Source organism: Lacrimispora sinapis, assembly GCF_043633585.1.
GTDB classification, from domain to species: Bacteria; Bacillota; Clostridia; order Lachnospirales; family Lachnospiraceae; genus Lacrimispora; species Lacrimispora sinapis.
Window position 1 is genome coordinate 3,444,722 of record NZ_CP141832.1, and the last position, 15,641, is coordinate 3,460,362.

Here is a 15,641-nt window from a genome sequence, read left to right on the forward strand (position 1 = left end):
TTATTCCTCCTTTTTCCCTAACAGCTCCATTGGGTTCACGGAAACTAAAACTGCGCCTGTGATAATGATGACCGAACCGATGATAATGGTAGGGGTGACAGGCTGATTTACGAACAGAATACAGAAAAGCACGCCCCAGAAGGCGTAGGTAATATTAAGGGACATTCCTACTGCACAGCCTACGGTGCTGTTGGATTTATACCAGCACAGGTAAGAAACAGCCGCACAAAATCCGGAAAGCAAGAGCCATGCAACCGGTGGTACGGACTGCATCGTATCTCCCAAAAGGCCCATGCCGCCTATGATCGGCAGAATCACAAACAAGTCTACGATACCGGATAAAAGCTGACGGATGTTAATGAGAACATCAGAATCCAGCATGGCACTTCCATAGGCTGCAAACACGCCTTCCAGCGCCCAGCCAACGGCTGCAACAAATGCAAAAATAATTCCAAGTGTAAAATTAGAGCTTCCTTCCGGTTTCACCCAGTTGATAACCACGGCTCCAATGACACAGATCAGCATACCTGCACCCACTCTCGGTACGATCTTCTGCTTTAATATGATTCTTGAGAAGAACGCTCCAAAAAGGATATACATGGCTGAAATAGGAATCGCATAGGCTCCTGCCATGTTAAGCCCTAAAATATATGCACCGCTGGCAATCGGTCCGCCTACAAAAGAACCGACCAGCGAGATCTTACCTGGAAACAGTTTTAAGCTTCTGCCCAATTCCCTGATGCGCCCGGTTTTGAAGTTGTAGATGGTGAGCCATAAGCCAGCGAACAGATCGTTCATTCCGGAGGTCACATAAGCAAGGATAAGCGCTCCTGCAAGTCCCGGAATTACCTCTCCTGCTCCTGCAAGCGGTTTGTAATTGCCCGCGATCAATACGAAGGTCGTGTATAAACCATACGTAAGTCCGGATATCACACCGGCTGTGATGCCAATTTTCTTAAATTTCTTTCGTGTTTCTGTCATCTTTAGACTTCCTCCCCCATTTGAAGAGTGCATAATTATACACTCTTTCTATTTTTCTTTCACGTTCAGCTGAAAACGCTTAGAAAACACCCTTCGCCAGTTAATGTCACCAATTTTTATTTGACGTCATGTATTTTTCTATGCATTTAGTATAGGACTTACCCTTATGGGGAATGTCAACCAGTTTTTGTATTTTTTTACATTCAATCACTGGGAAATACGGATATTCCCTCATATGCGCCTGAAATATATGTAAATCGGGTTTATGATGTTACTTAAACCTTCGGAACTTAAAAACGCCTTTGACACGGAATCCTTTTATTGAATTCTGCATCAAAGGCAATTACTTTCTGAAAATTGGAACAATAACCTCAGCAACAAATTCGTTGGGATCTCTGGTCGTCCAGTAATCCACCACGTACCGCTCATAGCTTTCCGTTCCGCACTGATATCCTTTCTTTGCGGCCCAGTCCAAAATTCTTTCGTATTCCTTATCAATGGTCTCGAATTTACCGATGTGATAAACCGATGCAGCCATAAAGCCGCCGTAAGTCTGGCGGTTACTGCAATCCTTGCAGGGATGAATGGCTTCCTGCATAATGGTTGCACGCTTACAGTTCCCCGTCATCTTTTCTTCAAAAGACTGAAATTTTAAGATCACCGCTCCGGTAATCTCATTCTCTGCGTGCTCCAGGTGGTTGGTCCACTCAATATTAATAATGGACTCCATGTAATTATAGTCAAATTCCTGCTCCATGCTGCAATAGGTAACAGCCGGTATATACTTTACGGCAACATCATGAACATCATGCTCCCGCACCATCTGTCCTTCCTGGATCAGCTCATACCAATCCCGGACCGCAATGTAGCTGTTGTGAATCTGCTGTTCCTGTTCCCGGAGCTGCTCAATCTTGTTTCGGAAATTCTGTTCCAGATAATAGTATGTATTTCCTTCCACAAGCCCCTGCATCTCTTCCAGCTTGAACCCCATCTGTTTGTAATATTTGACGATCGGGACGGTTAGGAGCGTTTCTTTGTTATAATACCGGTAGCTGTTCTCCTTACAGATCATATCCGGAGCAATGATCCCGATTTTATCATAGAAACGCAAAGCTTTGGTAGAAATATTGCAGATCTTACTGACTTCCCCGATAGAGTATACTTTTTTTTCTTTCATATAACCCCCATTCGTGTAGGTATATCTACATCATTCAGTTCTTTTGCCTCTTCTTATACACCCCTATCGCATATAGATCAAGCATATCCTTCCTGTATAGGGGAAGGTCAACCAGGTTCTACAAATATTTTAATCGATATTGTCGAATTTGAAAAGCAAAAAAAGTGTAAAAAAAATGATCACAGGCGATTCTTCACACTGAATTGCCCATGATCATAAATATTTATTACTTTAAATTATTTACCATATCCATAATTTCTTTTTTGGATTTTACTCCGACAGAGGTAGCTGCAAGCTTTCCATCTTTGAAAATTCCAACCGTTGGAATGCTCATCACTTTAAACTGTCCGGCCAAATCCTGATTCTCATCCACATCGACCTTTCCTACCTTTAAATCCGGAATATTCTCACCTGCTATCTCATCCATAACGGGAGCAAACATCTTACAGGGGCCGCACCAGGTAGCCCAGAAGTCCACCAGTACGATGCCTTTATGATTCAGTACTTCTGATTCAAAATTATCCTTTGATAATGTTACGATTGCCATATAGATTCCTCCTTTTTCATTTCAAATGATCTTACATCACATGTAGGTAGTTCATTTAAATAGTTTTATCATTATTGTGTGTATTATCCTATATTTACGATGAAATATAAAAAACTGTAACTTTTGTAATTCCAGCTTTCTTACTGTTATTATAAAAGTTACAGTTCCATTTGTCAATAGATATTTTTATTCTTCAAGATCAAAGCCAAGAAGCCGGATCTTCTTTATAAATAATTCCTTAGCCTCCTGCACGCTGTCACGCTCCGGCTGGTCCTGTGCCGATAAGAGCTTCTCCTGCTCCATGTCCCTGGAGGAGATTCTCCCGCCCTCATAACCGCCGCTCAGTTCCAGTGTAAGACGGAACTTGCCGTTATCATATGTAACATTCAACCGGGGAATCTGAAAAGAGCGCTTTTTCTCGGCTCCATTTCCGAAATAGAGCTTTGTATCAACGGAAAGAGCTTTGCCGCCCAGGGAAATGCTCCCCGTAAAGACAACCCCTCCATTGCTTTCAAAACCAAGAACAAAATCTCCCAGCCCTTCGGCATGAACCTCCGATACATTCATGTTTTCATCAATGACAAAGGAGAGCTTCTGAAAATCTCCCTGTGTCTTTCTGTCCTTTAGCATCCGGCCCCATTCCTTCATGTCCTTTAGAGGACCTTCCAAAACGTAATCTCCAAGCTTTGACAGATAAGAATCAAACTCAGCCGCCGGGACTGCAGCATCAATCATTACCCCATTACCGCTGCGTTTGGAAAAACGGATATCGCTCCGGCTCATCATTCGGATGGTATCTTTTTCTATGGTTGTGATCCGGTTCGCAGCTTCGCTCTTCTTTTTCGGTGTAACCGTGATTCCCAGGCTATTCTTCAAAGCCTCCTGTGAGGTTACTGCCGCCGCCGGAGTGATTCCAGGGATATAAAATACCATACGGTCCTCATCGGCCCAATAGCTGACCCCTTCCCTGACAGCTCCCAGAAAATAAACATTCAAGGTCCCCTGGGCAAAGGTATTTTCCTGATTGCGCTGCTCTGTAAATGCGATACCCAAACCTCCCGGAAGGAGCAGTATGGAATGACCGTTCCACTTCACTTCATCGGCAACCAGCTTTAGAAAATCCTCATAGGCATCGCCTTCCCCTTCGTCCTGATCCCACAATTTTGTGAGACGTTCTTTCGTCTGGAGCGCAGAACGGGTCAAATAAAATTTGGCGTAATACATGGGCAGCACATACCATACAATGGAAGCCGCCGCTAAAAGAACGATAACGGCAACCGCTCCCCTTAACAGCCAGGGATGGGTTCCATGGCTATGAGGTGTTTTTTTCTTTTTAAAAGATTCCTGTTTCGCTAAGTTTTTCTTCAAAAAATTCATTCAGTTCCAGCACCTTCTTCCGCAATACAATTCCAATCAGCCATGAAATAGGAATAAATACTGCCACATTTCCCAAATATCTCCAATAATCATTCTGATACATTCCGCCAACACACTCTCTCATCGCATTGATCAGATGGGTAAACGGAAGCAGAGGATTCACCATCTGGAAGAACCGGGGTGTTACCTGAATCGGGAATGTACCGCCGGAACCTGCTACCTGAATGACCATAAATACAATTGCGATCGCTTTTCCCACATCTCCAAAGGAGATAGTAACGGAATAGATGATGCTGTTGAAAATAATGCTGGCAACGATGGCCGTCAAAATAAACCTGCCCGGATACAGACACTGGACCTTTAACAGATAAAGATCTCCCAGCGCTACCACCAGTGCCTGCAAAATCCCAAACAGTAAAAAGGTTAAATATCTTCCAAGATAAGTCTCATAAAGCTTGAGACCCACTGCCCGTTTTTCTTCCACCTTGCACTTGATCAGGGCTACCAAAAGCATGCCGCCTACCCAGATTGCAAGAATTGAGTAAAAAGGAGTCATGGCAGATCCGTAGGTGGCCACCGGATAAATCTTATTGGTAACCATATCCGTAGGAGTTTTCATAAATTCACTGAACTGCTCCGGGTCATTCTTCATGATATCCATGATTTTATTCAGCTGCTTGCTGTCAGCGATTTTATTGATCTCCTCAATGATGTCATCAATCCGTTCCTGGCTTCTGCCGATCAGGCTTTTGGCACTGTCCAGAGATTCAATCAGGCTCTGGGATGAGGCGTTGACACTGGAAAGGGTGCCGTCCACCTGGCCTACCACACCTCCGATGCTGTCCAATGCACCGGAAGTAACTCCTAATGCATCATAGGTTTTATCCAGACTGTCTTTTAAGGGAACTTCCACTCTTCCATTATAGAAGTTCAAAATGTCGGAAATGGTGTTATAAAGTCCGTCCAGGGAATTTCCGATGTCTTCTTCCACATCATCGGGCAGATGCCTGGTCTGGCGCACCGTTTTTTCCGCAGATGCCAGCTTATTGATCACTTCCTGCTGCCGTTTTGCAAGAGCCGTCAGCTGCTGCTGGAGAGTCGTGCCGTCTGCAATAGGAACTGGAAGGGCCTTATTCAAAGTATCAAGAACCTTCCTCACTCCATTGAGCTGGTCCAAACCTGCCTGAAGCAGACTCTGCATATTGTTGAAAGAATCCGCGATCATGTCTGCGGACCCATCCGTAAGCTTTCCAACCGTCTGAAAGGTTTCATATACCGTTTCTTCTATTTTCATGATGTTATCAAGGGTATCTCCCAGACCATCCGTCATGATGCCGGAGAACCCTCTGGTGGCATCAATCAGAGCCTTGGCACTGTCCGCCGTCTGTCCGCCGGAAGCGATCATCTTGTTCACATCCGGAAGTGTCCCTTTCACTCCGTCATTTAAGGTATTCACCGTCTGCAGGGTGGTCTGAAGCATGTTGATGGTATCCACCAGCTGATTTAAGTCTTTTTTCGCATCGGTAAGGGAATTGATGGCATCGTGTCGGTTGGTTTCCTTATCCGTTCCCCAATCGTCGGAATATTTATTAAGCACCTTGCCGATCACCTTGGAAGTGGTATTGATAAAGGTCTCATTGATCTGATGCTGAACCGTCTCCACACCTTTATCTGTGATTTTAGTCGCAATGGCATTCTTTTTTTCATTGACATAATACTGTAAAACCGGGCGTTCAATGTTGGTGGAAAGGATACTGGACAGCTTCTGGCTGAAATCCTCCGGAACAACAACGGCTGCATAATACTTTCCGGACTCCACTCCATCAATGGCATCAGTGCTGTCTACAAACTGCCAGCCGATTTTATCATTCTTTCTCAGCTCATCCAGAATCATCTCTCCGATGTTGATGGAGGAATCATCTATATCCGTGTCAAATATGCTGTCTATGGACGCGCCTTTGTCCTCATTGACAACTGCCACCTTCAGTCCCTTTGTATTGGAATATGGGTCCCAGCTCGCCGCAATGTTGAACCACGCATACAGAGACGGGATCAGGATCAGTCCCAAGGCAATCATAATTGCAACAGGATTTATAATAATATGTTTTAGATCATCGACAAAGATTTTCCATATATTCTTTACATGTATCATAGCAGCCTCCTTGGTAATAATTTTAATTGATGTAACTCCGTATTATATTATTTCTGATTCTTAAATGCAATGCCAAAACCTGTTAAAATAATCCTCCCCTGCATCACCTTCTATTATGAATTCCGTTCCTGTAACAATTTACAAGAACCGGATAATTTCTCCAAAATAAAAAAATTCCCATAACCTGAAAATACCCAATTACCTTAAAACAAAGAGCACAAGACGGGAAATGGACCAGTAAACAGGCATTGACGGAAAAACCAGTAAACACCGGGATTCCTTATAAATACGAGGTTTCCCGGTGTTTTTATCTTTCTTTATGTGGAGCTGCTTTTCAGCTCATGTTGCACTTTTTCGCAACTATGCAACACGGAACGACCATGAATATATTAGCATAAGAATGGGTTATTTACAATAGGAAGAAATGCCTGCTAGCAATTGTCTTCATTCTTCCAACGGCAAGGAGCATTGTTAAAGCCATCACGATAGCCTTCACAATAACACCTTCTTTTTTCTTCTGCACAAGGATCATTATTGCATCTATTATTATTACAGCAATTATTATTATTACAGCAATTATTATTCCGATTGCCGCAGCACTTATTTCTATTATTATTACAGTTGCATCCCATATTAAACACCTCATTTTTTCGTTTATATCGTAGTATATGGAATGAATAGACTAGTTGTGAATTTGTTGAGCATTAAGCTTATCTAGCCAATCCTGGATATTGCAGCGCCCCATCCTGATCAGGTGTCAGCGTCACCGGCTCCGTAATCATCTTGCCATCAGCGTCCACCGCGTAAATTTTACCAGAGTTTTCTACCAGCTGAGATTTACACATTGCGCCGTCCGGACCCAGGTAATACCATTCCCCTTTGTATTGATACCAGGTATTTTTTACCATCAGCCCGGCACCGTCAAACCAGTACCACTTGCCGTCAGCCTTCACCCAGTCATTACAGACAGGCAAACCGGTATCTCCGTTATAGTAACGCAAGCCTCCATCCTCTTCTTTCCAGCCAGATTTCTTAACCTGGGCCACTTCTACCTTAGACCATGTCTTCATGAATTCTTCTGGGTTCTTATAATATTGCTTGATTCCACTGGTTGAACTGCCCCAGTCCGGAAGCTGGAAGTGTGGCTTGTCGACCGGTGACTTCCAGTTCCCGCCCCATTCCAGGCCAATACTGACTCCAATCTCACCAACCTTCCGAAAGAAGCCATCGGTGTCATTATATGCTCCCCGTCCATCATTTCTATAAAAATCAAAGGCAGTTCCCCACTGATGATAGGAACTGTATGTACTGCCGGGGGCCTTGGTTACTTTTTTTCCTGGCTTTGTTCTTCCCTTTGCGTAAAGTGTATCCTGCTCTGCTACGGTCCGGAACGTTTCTCCTATGGCAATTTTTAACCCCTGTTTGCCGCACTCTTCTACCAGCTTTGCAGCCAACACCTGAAGCCTTGGGTGGCATAATGTAATATCTCTCATAATATCACCTTCCTTATTAAAATATTTGCCCTCAGAACACATGCTGCCACTGTAAAAAATCGGAACAAAACAAAATTCCAACAATTGAGTAATACGGTAATTTGACAAAACCTCAGCAAAGTTTTAATCATCATAAGTATAATTAAATGAAATGCATATATAAAAAGTTATATAATTTGATACAATAAATTTAAAATTTTTAATCTTTTTATAACAAACGCTTTTAAGATTTTTACTATATATATATCATATATACATTAATTGAAATTTAATGAATAATAATGAATTTTTCCTTACAATCTAAATATAGGAAACAATATTATATATATATATCAGTTTTGTTTAGAAGTCACCTCCAAAGGTAATTTGTCATTACCTCGAAATTGCTCAGAAGTTAATTTGGTTGTTATGTATAGTAAATTAGCGTATAATAAAAAAATGTTTACAACAATTTAATTAGGAGGGCTAAAGCATGAGCAAAATATTCGATTTGCCTTATTACGCCGTTATTTTCAAATCTAAAAGAAGTCCCGGCGATAATGGTTATTCCGAAACGGCACAAACAATGGTAACAGAAGCTGCAAAGCAGGACGGATTTTTAGGAGCCGACAGCGTAAGAGATGAAGATGGAATAGGAATAACCGTTTCATATTGGGCTTCTTTAGAGAGCATAGAAAAATGGAAGATGAACGCTTTACATATGCATGCAAAATCTTTAGGCAAACAAAAATGGTACGAAGAATACACCATCCGAATCTGCAAGGTAGAGTATGATAACTCTTTTCCTTTTTAGCTTTCTGTTAAGACGAGAACGAACAAATTTCATGTTCATACTTCAGCCGATAAAATCTTCATCAGGTTATGTCGGCTACTCTCTTTTATGGATAGTACTCTGGGAAATTCCAATTTTTCTGGATTAAACGGCTCTGGCAATGACCTCCACGCAAGCACCCGTTCTGTTGCATCATTAAATGTACTCCACATCAGTTTTCCATTACTCTCTACCAAACAATCCAGCAATGTAAAAATACCCTCTCCAAAATTATATACTGCTATCAGAACATCTGTGTTTGGCTCTGTCAGTTGTTTCGATACCGGAAACCATATTCCCCGTTGGTTATATGTATTTAAGATACCGGATACATACTGCTCCATTTTGCAATGGGACCAAATATCTTGCAGATCCTCCTTGCGTTCCCTCTCCCAAGGGAACCGGTACAGTTGATCACCTAATTGCTCCATTAGTGGAGTTACAATCTTCTCCATTTCATTCTGATCTGAATTTTTTAATCCTCTTTCTATTTTTGACAATAAAAAAACTACCCGCTTAACACTGATAGTTGGTAGTTGGTGTTAGTATTTATGTGTGGATATGAAAAGTTTAACACGCTAAAATATCAATATGATAGGTTCGTGTTAATCAATGTCTCAAAACGGTATCCGATATACGGATGAATTTAAAAAGCAATTAGTAATTATGTCTAAAGCAGGTAGTTCTGTCAGCTACCTCAGTCCCGAATATGGTGTCTCAAATGTAATTATTTATAAATGGATTAAAGATTTATCTCGAGTCAAAGTATTGGCATTGAATAAAGTAAGAGACAAGGAACCGACTAAAACCCAATACTATAACATGTTCATAATTATTCGCCAGTACCTTGATTATGCAACAGCCGTAAAATGGGACACAAGTATTTCTTACCAATGAACACCCATTAATTGAGTGTAAAGCATGGTAAGATTTTTAGGAAATGGGCTGTACATCTGCTTTAGCAATTCCACTGGCCTTTTAATTAGGATTATGCTTATGAGAGCTTGCGGCAATAAAAAAGACCGACATTTCCCATACAGGAAATACTTACATATTTAGAAAATGGTTCAGAAACTGGAACTGCGACGTCCAGACGGGTCATGGTATCCTGCCAGACGGGAAGCTACCCGTATTCGTAAATACCGGGATTATATCCATATATTCAGTAAAAGCATTCAAAAGATACGGAAAGCCTATATTTCTTCTCTTCTTGATGGTTGTATCAACATCAATGAGATACAGAAACAGGTGGGTCATATGGACGAACGCCCCACTCTAAAAAACTACTGCTTTAACCAGAAAACCAGTGTTGAAAATGAAAACAATATGGAAAAATCCTTAGCGGTTTAATGTCTCCCCCCAGTCTACCCCAAAAAGACATTTTTATAAATCAAAAAAGAGCTGGAAATCCTTGTAAAATCAAGATTCCAGCTACTCATCAATAAGAGCGCGAGACGGGACTCGAACCCGTAAATAGGCATTGACGGAAAAACCAGTAAACACCGGGATTCCTTATAAATACGAGGTTTCCCGGTGTTTTTATCTTTCTCTATGTGGAGCTACTTTTCAGCTCATGTTGCACTTTTTCGCAACTATGCAACACGAAAATGCAACACAGAACGTCCATTGATATATTAGTACAAGAATGAGTTATTTACAATAGAATGAAATGCCTACTAGCAGTTGTCTTCATTCCTCCAACGGCAAGGGGCATTGTTACAGCCATCACGATAGCCTTCACAATAACACCTTCTTTTTTCTTCTTCGCATGGATCGTTATTGCATCCATTATTATTATTGTTGCAGCAATTATTATTCCAATTACATCCACAATTATTTCTATTATTCCAATTACATCCCATATTAAGCACCTCATTTTTTTTGTTTATACAGTAGTATATGGGACGCATAGACTAGTTGTGAATCTGTTCAGCATTAGACTCATCTCGCCAGTCCCGGCCACTGTAACGCGCCATCCTGATCAGGAGTGAGCGTCACCGGCTTTGTGATCATTTTGCCATCAGCGTCCACAGCGTAAATTTTACCAGAGTTTTCTACCAGCTGAGATTTACACATCGCACCGTCCGGACCCAGGTAATACCATTCCCCTTTGTATTTATACCAGGTATTTGTGACCATAAGCCCGGAACCGTCAAACCAGTACCACTTGCCATCAACCTTCGCCCAGTCATTACAGACAGGCAAACCGGTATCTCCGTTATAGTAACGCAAGCCTCCATCCTCTTCTTTCCAGCCAGATTTCTTAACCTGGGCCACTTCTACCTTAGACCATGTCTTCATGAATTCTTCTGGGTTCTTATAATATTGCTTGATTCCGCTGGTTGAACTGCCCCAGTCCGGAAGCTGGAAGTGTGGCTTGTCGACCGGTGACTTCCAGTTTCCTCCCCATTCCAGGCCAATACTGACTCCAATCGCACCAACCTTACGGAAGAAGCCATCGGTGTCCTTATATGCTCCCTGTCCATCGTTCCGATAAAAGTCAAAGGCAGTTCCCCACTGATGATAGGAACTGTAGGAGCTTCCGGGGGCATTGGTTACTTTTTTCCCTGGCTTTGTTCTTCCCTGGGCGTAAAGTGCGTCCTGTTCTGCTACGGTCCGGAACGTTTCTCCTATGGCAATTTTTAATCCCTGTTTTTTACACTCTTCTACAAGCTGTGCCGCCAGCACCTGAAGCCTTGGATGGCATAATGTAATATCTCTCATTTATTTATTCCTCCAATAATTAAGAAAAGGCCCAGGATATACCCAGGCCTAAAATTGCAACATTGTAACAAGTCAATCTTTTTTTCCAGTTTGCTTGATAATCTGATTTACATATGTACTTAATCCGGCAACCAGTACCCCCTGAGTAATGGCCGTAAATACTGCCATAGCAATTTCCTGGCCGGTCTGGCAGCTGCTTGTGGCCAGGACATAGATTCCGCATAAAACAATACCTACCGCACCATTTATCAGCGGGATGTATTTGTCCTTAATTGTCTGACTTTGTTTAATTCCAAGTCCCATGAAATAAAGTACCACTGCCACTACGATAAGTTCCGGTTTTACATAATTCATAATCTGTTCCATAATAAATCCTCTCTTTCCTATTTTAAATTTTGCGCAACCATTAAAATTGTTCCAGTAGCAAACGCTCCGGCTACAACTCCAACGATTGTATTAATAATTGCTCGTTTGACGTTGCTCCAAGTATCGCCAGGGGCAGATTTTAATTTTGCGATTTCCTCTCCTTGCATTGTCTGCTCCTTAAGCATAGCCTGCATATTGATGGCCAACTCTTTCACTGCCAGGACTAATTCCTGGATTGTCTTACTCTGTTCTTCCTGATCTTCCATTCGATGTTTCAGGGATTTAATTTCATGCTCATGAGCTTCCAATCGAACGGCAACCTCCGTTTCAGTCATGGCAGCACCTCCTACGTTTCATTAATTTTTAGTCGCCATAATCTCTTTTTTCTGGTCCTCACTAATCCACTTTTTAATAACCGCATTTGCCAACATTGGCACCGTCAACGGTCCCTTGCCACCATCGTATAACCACATTAATGTATCAAACATATTTACACCTCCAGACTTGACAAAACTAAAGTTCCAACGGTTGCTTTTAAGGTTTCAATTTCTTTTGCCTGCGCCGCTACGGTTTCTGTAAGATCAGGCTTGCGGAAATAGGCTGTCATCACATCGCCCTTGATATCCTTGTTTTCATAGATCGGTTTGTTTGTTTCTTCATCTGTGCCAATCTGCACCTGCTCACTTCCAATCACCTGGTCGGACTGTTTAGTCAGCTTTCCTGCATACACAAGATCTGATCGAGTCCAGTCCGGTTCATCGGATAATCCGATCTGCGTTATGCTTCTATTTTCTTTTAAAACAGCTTCGATTGCATCAAAGGTCATTGGCCCTTTCTGGAAGGAAATACTGCCTCCCGATTCACCAAGATTCACACCTGCAGCAATCAGCTCAAATTCCTGATCGCCAAATTTGATTTTTTCAATTTGATTCATAAATTGATTCCTTTCCGCCCGATTCGGGCATAAAAATAAGAGCCTTTTGGCTCTGGTTTACAAGTTTATTTAGTTCGGTAAATAGATTATTCTGCCACAACCCAATCCTCAGCCAAGCAATCATTGATTGAAGGAACCCACATAGCATGTGATCCATTTACCATCTTAATTTGCAAATAGGGTTCACACTTAAACAGATCACCTTCGTTAAGTCCCCAAGCCTCAGCGGTTTGTTTATTACACGGAATGCCTTGTGGATACCCCTTTTGATACACTACGAACATTCCTTTTCCGTTCCAGCCATCACGGGCAATTTTGATTCCCTTTTTAGCCAAATCGAGAGCAATACCAAAGGACATACCTTCACAGTCCTTGTATGATTCCTCAAATACTTTTTTGGGTGACCATGATTCATATCCATCCTGATATTTTACAAGATACCCCTCATCGTTTGGATTTTCATCCGCAGGAATCGTCCAACCTCTGTACTCGTTATATTTTCCTCTGTTCATCGGTCTTGCTTCTAACATTTTTGTTCCAATATATTTTTTCATTCTTATTTTCTCTCTTTCTGCTGTTTTTCGGACAGCTCCGGTTCTACGCTAAATAGCAATTTAGCATTGAAAGCCAATATTACAGATGTGAATACTTCAATGGACCAGAAGCTTAATAAAGATGCGGTACCAATCGAATGGCTAGACCTAATCCGGCGTAGCGGTTTATATGCTGTAGTAAATAGAGCCTATACGCCCGACGATAAGGAAGAATTTATTTTTCAAGCCTTCGCACCATCGCAAGGTAGTTGGGTTGTGTGGCTTACGGCATATCAATTATACGGTGACCATGTATATATAGCGAGAATGGCAACCACAAATGGAACAAATTATACAGTCGGAACATGGCATCAACTTTTTTAAATTAATCATTTAGTCCATAGAGTTGTCCATGTGCCATTATCAACCTTTGCATATTTTATATTATTAGAGTTAATCGCAAGCTGATATATTTTGCCTGACCCAACATGGACCTGTATGTATACTGTATCGTTAGCTATATCATAACCAGCTACAAATTTTTGTGCCCCAGTCTCTAATGTAAACTTGCCAGTTAAACTTGTTAAATTGCTATTTAACTCATTAAGTCCCGCCGTTAAATTATCCCCGATGTCCAAGTCCTCACCCATGCCAATTCTCTCACAGAGTTTATGGACAAAGGCCGATGTAGGTATTTTATTTTGATCGTTCGTATCCATATTTGTGAGCATATTTTTGAGCAGAGCATTTTCATTCAATCCCATGGTGACTGCTATGGATTTAGCAATTTTACCAAGTGCAGAAGCAATCGCTTCCCCTGCTATAATATTGGCCAACTCCGCCGCCTGCTCAAAGATGGTGTTTACATCAATGCTGCCGTCCTCTCCCACTTTTATCCCTGCGCTGCCCTTGACAATGCCGGCGGCAGTCTGTGTGGCAGTCTTTACACTTAAAGTGCCATTACTGTCCACTTCTGTTGTTACACCGTCCGGCTTAACTGTTCCTGGTGTGCTTACCGTAGCTTTACTGGTTCCCTGAGCTGATAACTGCCAGTAGTTCGTATCCGTTGGTAAAGTACCGACCGGGGGATCTGTATGTACTACATAGCTGCTGCCATCATAGGAAACCAAATTTAATAGCTCATATTTTACCTCCGGATCGAATTCCCCCATGGGCACCGTTCCTATGGTCCCATAAATTACTTCTGTTTCGTCCATTAAGTCGCAATCTCCTTTCCTATAAACTTCCCTTTTTCTAGCCGGAAGGTCATGCCTTTAGCCAAAAAGGTACTTTTTAACTGCATTGTTTTTGGGTCAACCCAAAATCGGGGAATTGACAATTTTGCCACATGGTCAATCTGCTTTTTCAGATCCTGTACCTGCTGCCAGTACCACTTTGCATTGTCTTCTGCATCAGCCGGCACCACACCTCCTACCGCATACCGCTTCGCTGTATCTGCGCTGGCCTGCGCTTCAGCTGCACTCTGCTCTGCTTCCGTCTTACTGGTCCCTGCCTCGGTTGCCTTATCCCTTGCCACCTGTGCACTGTTCCCCGCCTCTGTTGCTTTTTGTGTGGTGGTTATAACATCGGCTGCCGTCTGGTTTGCTGCCGACGTTGCCGCTGCTGCCTTTGTTGTGGCTATCCCCGCTTGGGTCGTGGATACCGCCGCACTGTCAGCCGCAAGCTGGGCATTTTCTCCGGAAGTGGCTGCATCCTCTTTTACCTGTTCATAGTAATATTTCGCATTATCTGTTTCGCTTCCGGGAAAAGATTCATCCCCCAATGTGTACCGTTTCGCAAACTTTTGATAATTCAGAGCTGCGTCCCGGGCTGATTGGGTATCAAGCATATACTGCCGGAACTCTGTCTGTATAGCAGCATCCAGTTTTTCCATAGTCACGGACCCAGCCACAATTTCAGCAGTAATGGTTCTGTTCATAATCTTTAGTGAAATAGTAGGTGTGCTATCCACAGAATAAACAAACCGGGTAAGGTCAATTATTTTCTGCGTACCATCTGCCAAAGTAAGAACCAGTTCATTATCGTCGTTGATGTCAAAGTTTGTGACCACTCTTTCAATGTCCAGATCAAAAGTTTTTACTGATCCGTTTTGATAGGTTATTGTCCATATTCCGGCATCAACATCAACATCAATATCTTTAACCAGGGCATTGACCATGGATTTATCTGCCTTGTTTGTGTCCATCAGTACAAGACGGTTGTCAGCTTCTTTAATCCCGTTTTCCATCTTTAGTAGATTGGTTCGATTGATGGCCGTCTTTTGAGAAGGTTCATTCTGCCAATCAGTAATTCTATAATATGGTTGTAAAGCCATTAGCCTTCACCTTCTTTCTTTTCAGGTTCCGTTATCTCTCCAGGCATTCCGGATTCTAGTACCTGCGCAATAGCAGATACTTGCCTTGCATTCTGGATTCCTATAACAGTAATTCCGTTAAGCATGTATTTCATTTGCAAAACCTGTTCCTCTGTAAATGTGAGTACTTTCAAGATTTTACCTCCTTTCAGGCATACAAAAAGAGCGGGGA

The 15,641-nt window shown here is 42.2% G+C and carries 21 protein-coding genes; 3 read left to right on the top strand and 18 right to left on the bottom strand.

Annotation, left to right across the window (positions count from 1 at the left end):
* The 7 genes from VIG27_RS16175 to VIG27_RS16205 form a co-directional block, all read right to left on the bottom strand.
* Entirely contained in the window at positions 1 to 981 is a 981-nt protein-coding gene (locus tag VIG27_RS16175) for a DMT family transporter (protein WP_394523634.1), read from the bottom strand.
* A gap of 343 nt (positions 982 to 1,324) precedes the next feature.
* A complete protein-coding gene (locus VIG27_RS16180; protein ID WP_394523635.1) occupies positions 1,325 to 2,158 on the bottom strand; it encodes a MerR family transcriptional regulator in 834 nt (277 codons plus the stop codon).
* A gap of 226 nt (positions 2,159 to 2,384) precedes the next feature.
* Positions 2,385 to 2,705 carry a thioredoxin gene (trxA, locus tag VIG27_RS16185; protein ID WP_394523636.1) on the bottom strand — a complete coding sequence of 107 codons (321 nt, stop codon included), beginning with the start codon at positions 2,703 to 2,705 and terminating at the stop codon, positions 2,385 to 2,387.
* 186 nt (positions 2,706 to 2,891) lie between these two features.
* Positions 2,892 to 4,082: a hypothetical protein gene (locus VIG27_RS16190; RefSeq protein WP_394523638.1), complete on the bottom strand. Its 1,191-nt coding sequence runs from the start codon at positions 4,080 to 4,082 to the stop codon at positions 2,892 to 2,894.
* Entirely contained in the window at positions 4,039 to 6,234 is a 2,196-nt protein-coding gene (locus tag VIG27_RS16195; RefSeq protein WP_394523640.1) for a YhgE/Pip family protein, read from the bottom strand. Before VIG27_RS16195 ends, VIG27_RS16190 begins: the two co-directional genes overlap by 44 nt.
* Positions 6,235 to 6,643: 409 nt before the next feature.
* Positions 6,644 to 6,880 carry a hypothetical protein gene (locus tag VIG27_RS16200; protein ID WP_394523641.1) on the bottom strand — a complete coding sequence of 79 codons (237 nt, stop codon included), beginning with the start codon at positions 6,878 to 6,880 and terminating at the stop codon, positions 6,644 to 6,646.
* 64 nt (positions 6,881 to 6,944) lie between these two features.
* Positions 6,945 to 7,727 (bottom strand): M15 family metallopeptidase, encoded by a 783-nt coding sequence (locus tag VIG27_RS16205; protein ID WP_394523642.1) that lies wholly within the window; start codon positions 7,725 to 7,727, stop codon positions 6,945 to 6,947.
* Positions 7,728 to 8,199: 472 nt separating this feature from the next.
* Here VIG27_RS16205 and VIG27_RS16210 point away from each other — a divergent pair, with 472 nt between their 5' ends.
* Positions 8,200 to 8,520: an antibiotic biosynthesis monooxygenase family protein gene (locus VIG27_RS16210; protein WP_394523643.1), complete on the top strand. Its 321-nt coding sequence runs from the start codon at positions 8,200 to 8,202 to the stop codon at positions 8,518 to 8,520.
* Between the two features lie 35 nt (positions 8,521 to 8,555).
* Here VIG27_RS16210 and VIG27_RS16215 read toward each other — a convergent pair whose 3' ends face one another.
* Entirely contained in the window at positions 8,556 to 9,038 is a 483-nt protein-coding gene (locus tag VIG27_RS16215; RefSeq protein ID WP_394523644.1) for a hypothetical protein, read from the bottom strand.
* A 112-nt stretch (positions 9,039 to 9,150) separates the two neighbouring features.
* Here VIG27_RS16215 and VIG27_RS16220 point away from each other — a divergent pair, with 112 nt between their 5' ends.
* Both VIG27_RS16220 and VIG27_RS16225 read left to right on the top strand, forming a co-directional pair.
* Positions 9,151 to 9,435 carry a transposase gene (locus VIG27_RS16220; protein ID WP_394523646.1) on the top strand — a complete coding sequence of 95 codons (285 nt, stop codon included), beginning with the start codon at positions 9,151 to 9,153 and terminating at the stop codon, positions 9,433 to 9,435.
* 165 nt (positions 9,436 to 9,600) lie between these two features.
* Entirely contained in the window at positions 9,601 to 9,888 is a 288-nt protein-coding gene (locus VIG27_RS16225; protein ID WP_394523647.1) for a hypothetical protein, read from the top strand.
* A 304-nt stretch (positions 9,889 to 10,192) separates the two neighbouring features.
* On the opposite strand, the gene VIG27_RS16230 is transcribed toward VIG27_RS16225, so the two are convergent.
* The 10 genes from VIG27_RS16230 to VIG27_RS16275 all read right to left on the bottom strand — a co-directional run bounded on the left by VIG27_RS16230 (position 10,193) and on the right by VIG27_RS16275 (position 15,603).
* Positions 10,193 to 10,369: a hypothetical protein gene (locus VIG27_RS16230; RefSeq protein WP_394523648.1), complete on the bottom strand. Its 177-nt coding sequence runs from the start codon at positions 10,367 to 10,369 to the stop codon at positions 10,193 to 10,195.
* Between the two features lie 110 nt (positions 10,370 to 10,479).
* Positions 10,480 to 11,262, bottom strand: coding sequence for a M15 family metallopeptidase (locus tag VIG27_RS16235; protein WP_394523650.1), 783 nt, complete (start codon positions 11,260 to 11,262; stop codon positions 10,480 to 10,482).
* Positions 11,263 to 11,334: 72 nt separating this feature from the next.
* Positions 11,335 to 11,628 carry a phage holin family protein gene (locus VIG27_RS16240; protein WP_394523652.1) on the bottom strand — a complete coding sequence of 98 codons (294 nt, stop codon included), beginning with the start codon at positions 11,626 to 11,628 and terminating at the stop codon, positions 11,335 to 11,337.
* 17 nt (positions 11,629 to 11,645) lie between these two features.
* Positions 11,646 to 11,963, bottom strand: coding sequence for a hypothetical protein (locus tag VIG27_RS16245; RefSeq protein WP_394523653.1), 318 nt, complete (start codon positions 11,961 to 11,963; stop codon positions 11,646 to 11,648).
* A gap of 21 nt (positions 11,964 to 11,984) precedes the next feature.
* Positions 11,985 to 12,116, bottom strand: a complete 132-nt coding sequence (locus tag VIG27_RS16250) for an XkdX family protein (protein ID WP_394523654.1) — start codon at positions 12,114 to 12,116, stop codon at positions 11,985 to 11,987.
* 2 nt (positions 12,117 to 12,118) lie between these two features.
* Positions 12,119 to 12,562 carry a hypothetical protein gene (locus VIG27_RS16255; RefSeq protein WP_394523655.1) on the bottom strand — a complete coding sequence of 148 codons (444 nt, stop codon included), beginning with the start codon at positions 12,560 to 12,562 and terminating at the stop codon, positions 12,119 to 12,121.
* An 86-nt stretch (positions 12,563 to 12,648) separates the two neighbouring features.
* Complete coding sequence (locus VIG27_RS16260; RefSeq protein WP_394523656.1) at positions 12,649 to 13,116, bottom strand: DUF2829 domain-containing protein; 468 nt, start codon at positions 13,114 to 13,116, stop codon at positions 12,649 to 12,651.
* Between the two features lie 368 nt (positions 13,117 to 13,484).
* Entirely contained in the window at positions 13,485 to 14,312 is an 828-nt protein-coding gene (locus tag VIG27_RS16265; protein ID WP_394523658.1) for a hypothetical protein, read from the bottom strand.
* Positions 14,312 to 15,430, bottom strand: coding sequence for a hypothetical protein (locus VIG27_RS16270; protein WP_394523660.1), 1,119 nt, complete (start codon positions 15,428 to 15,430; stop codon positions 14,312 to 14,314). Before VIG27_RS16270 ends, VIG27_RS16265 begins: the two co-directional genes overlap by 1 nt.
* Positions 15,430 to 15,603, bottom strand: coding sequence for a hypothetical protein (locus tag VIG27_RS16275; protein WP_394523662.1), 174 nt, complete (start codon positions 15,601 to 15,603; stop codon positions 15,430 to 15,432). Before VIG27_RS16275 ends, VIG27_RS16270 begins: the two co-directional genes overlap by 1 nt.
* Between the last annotated feature and the right edge of the window lie 38 nt (positions 15,604 to 15,641).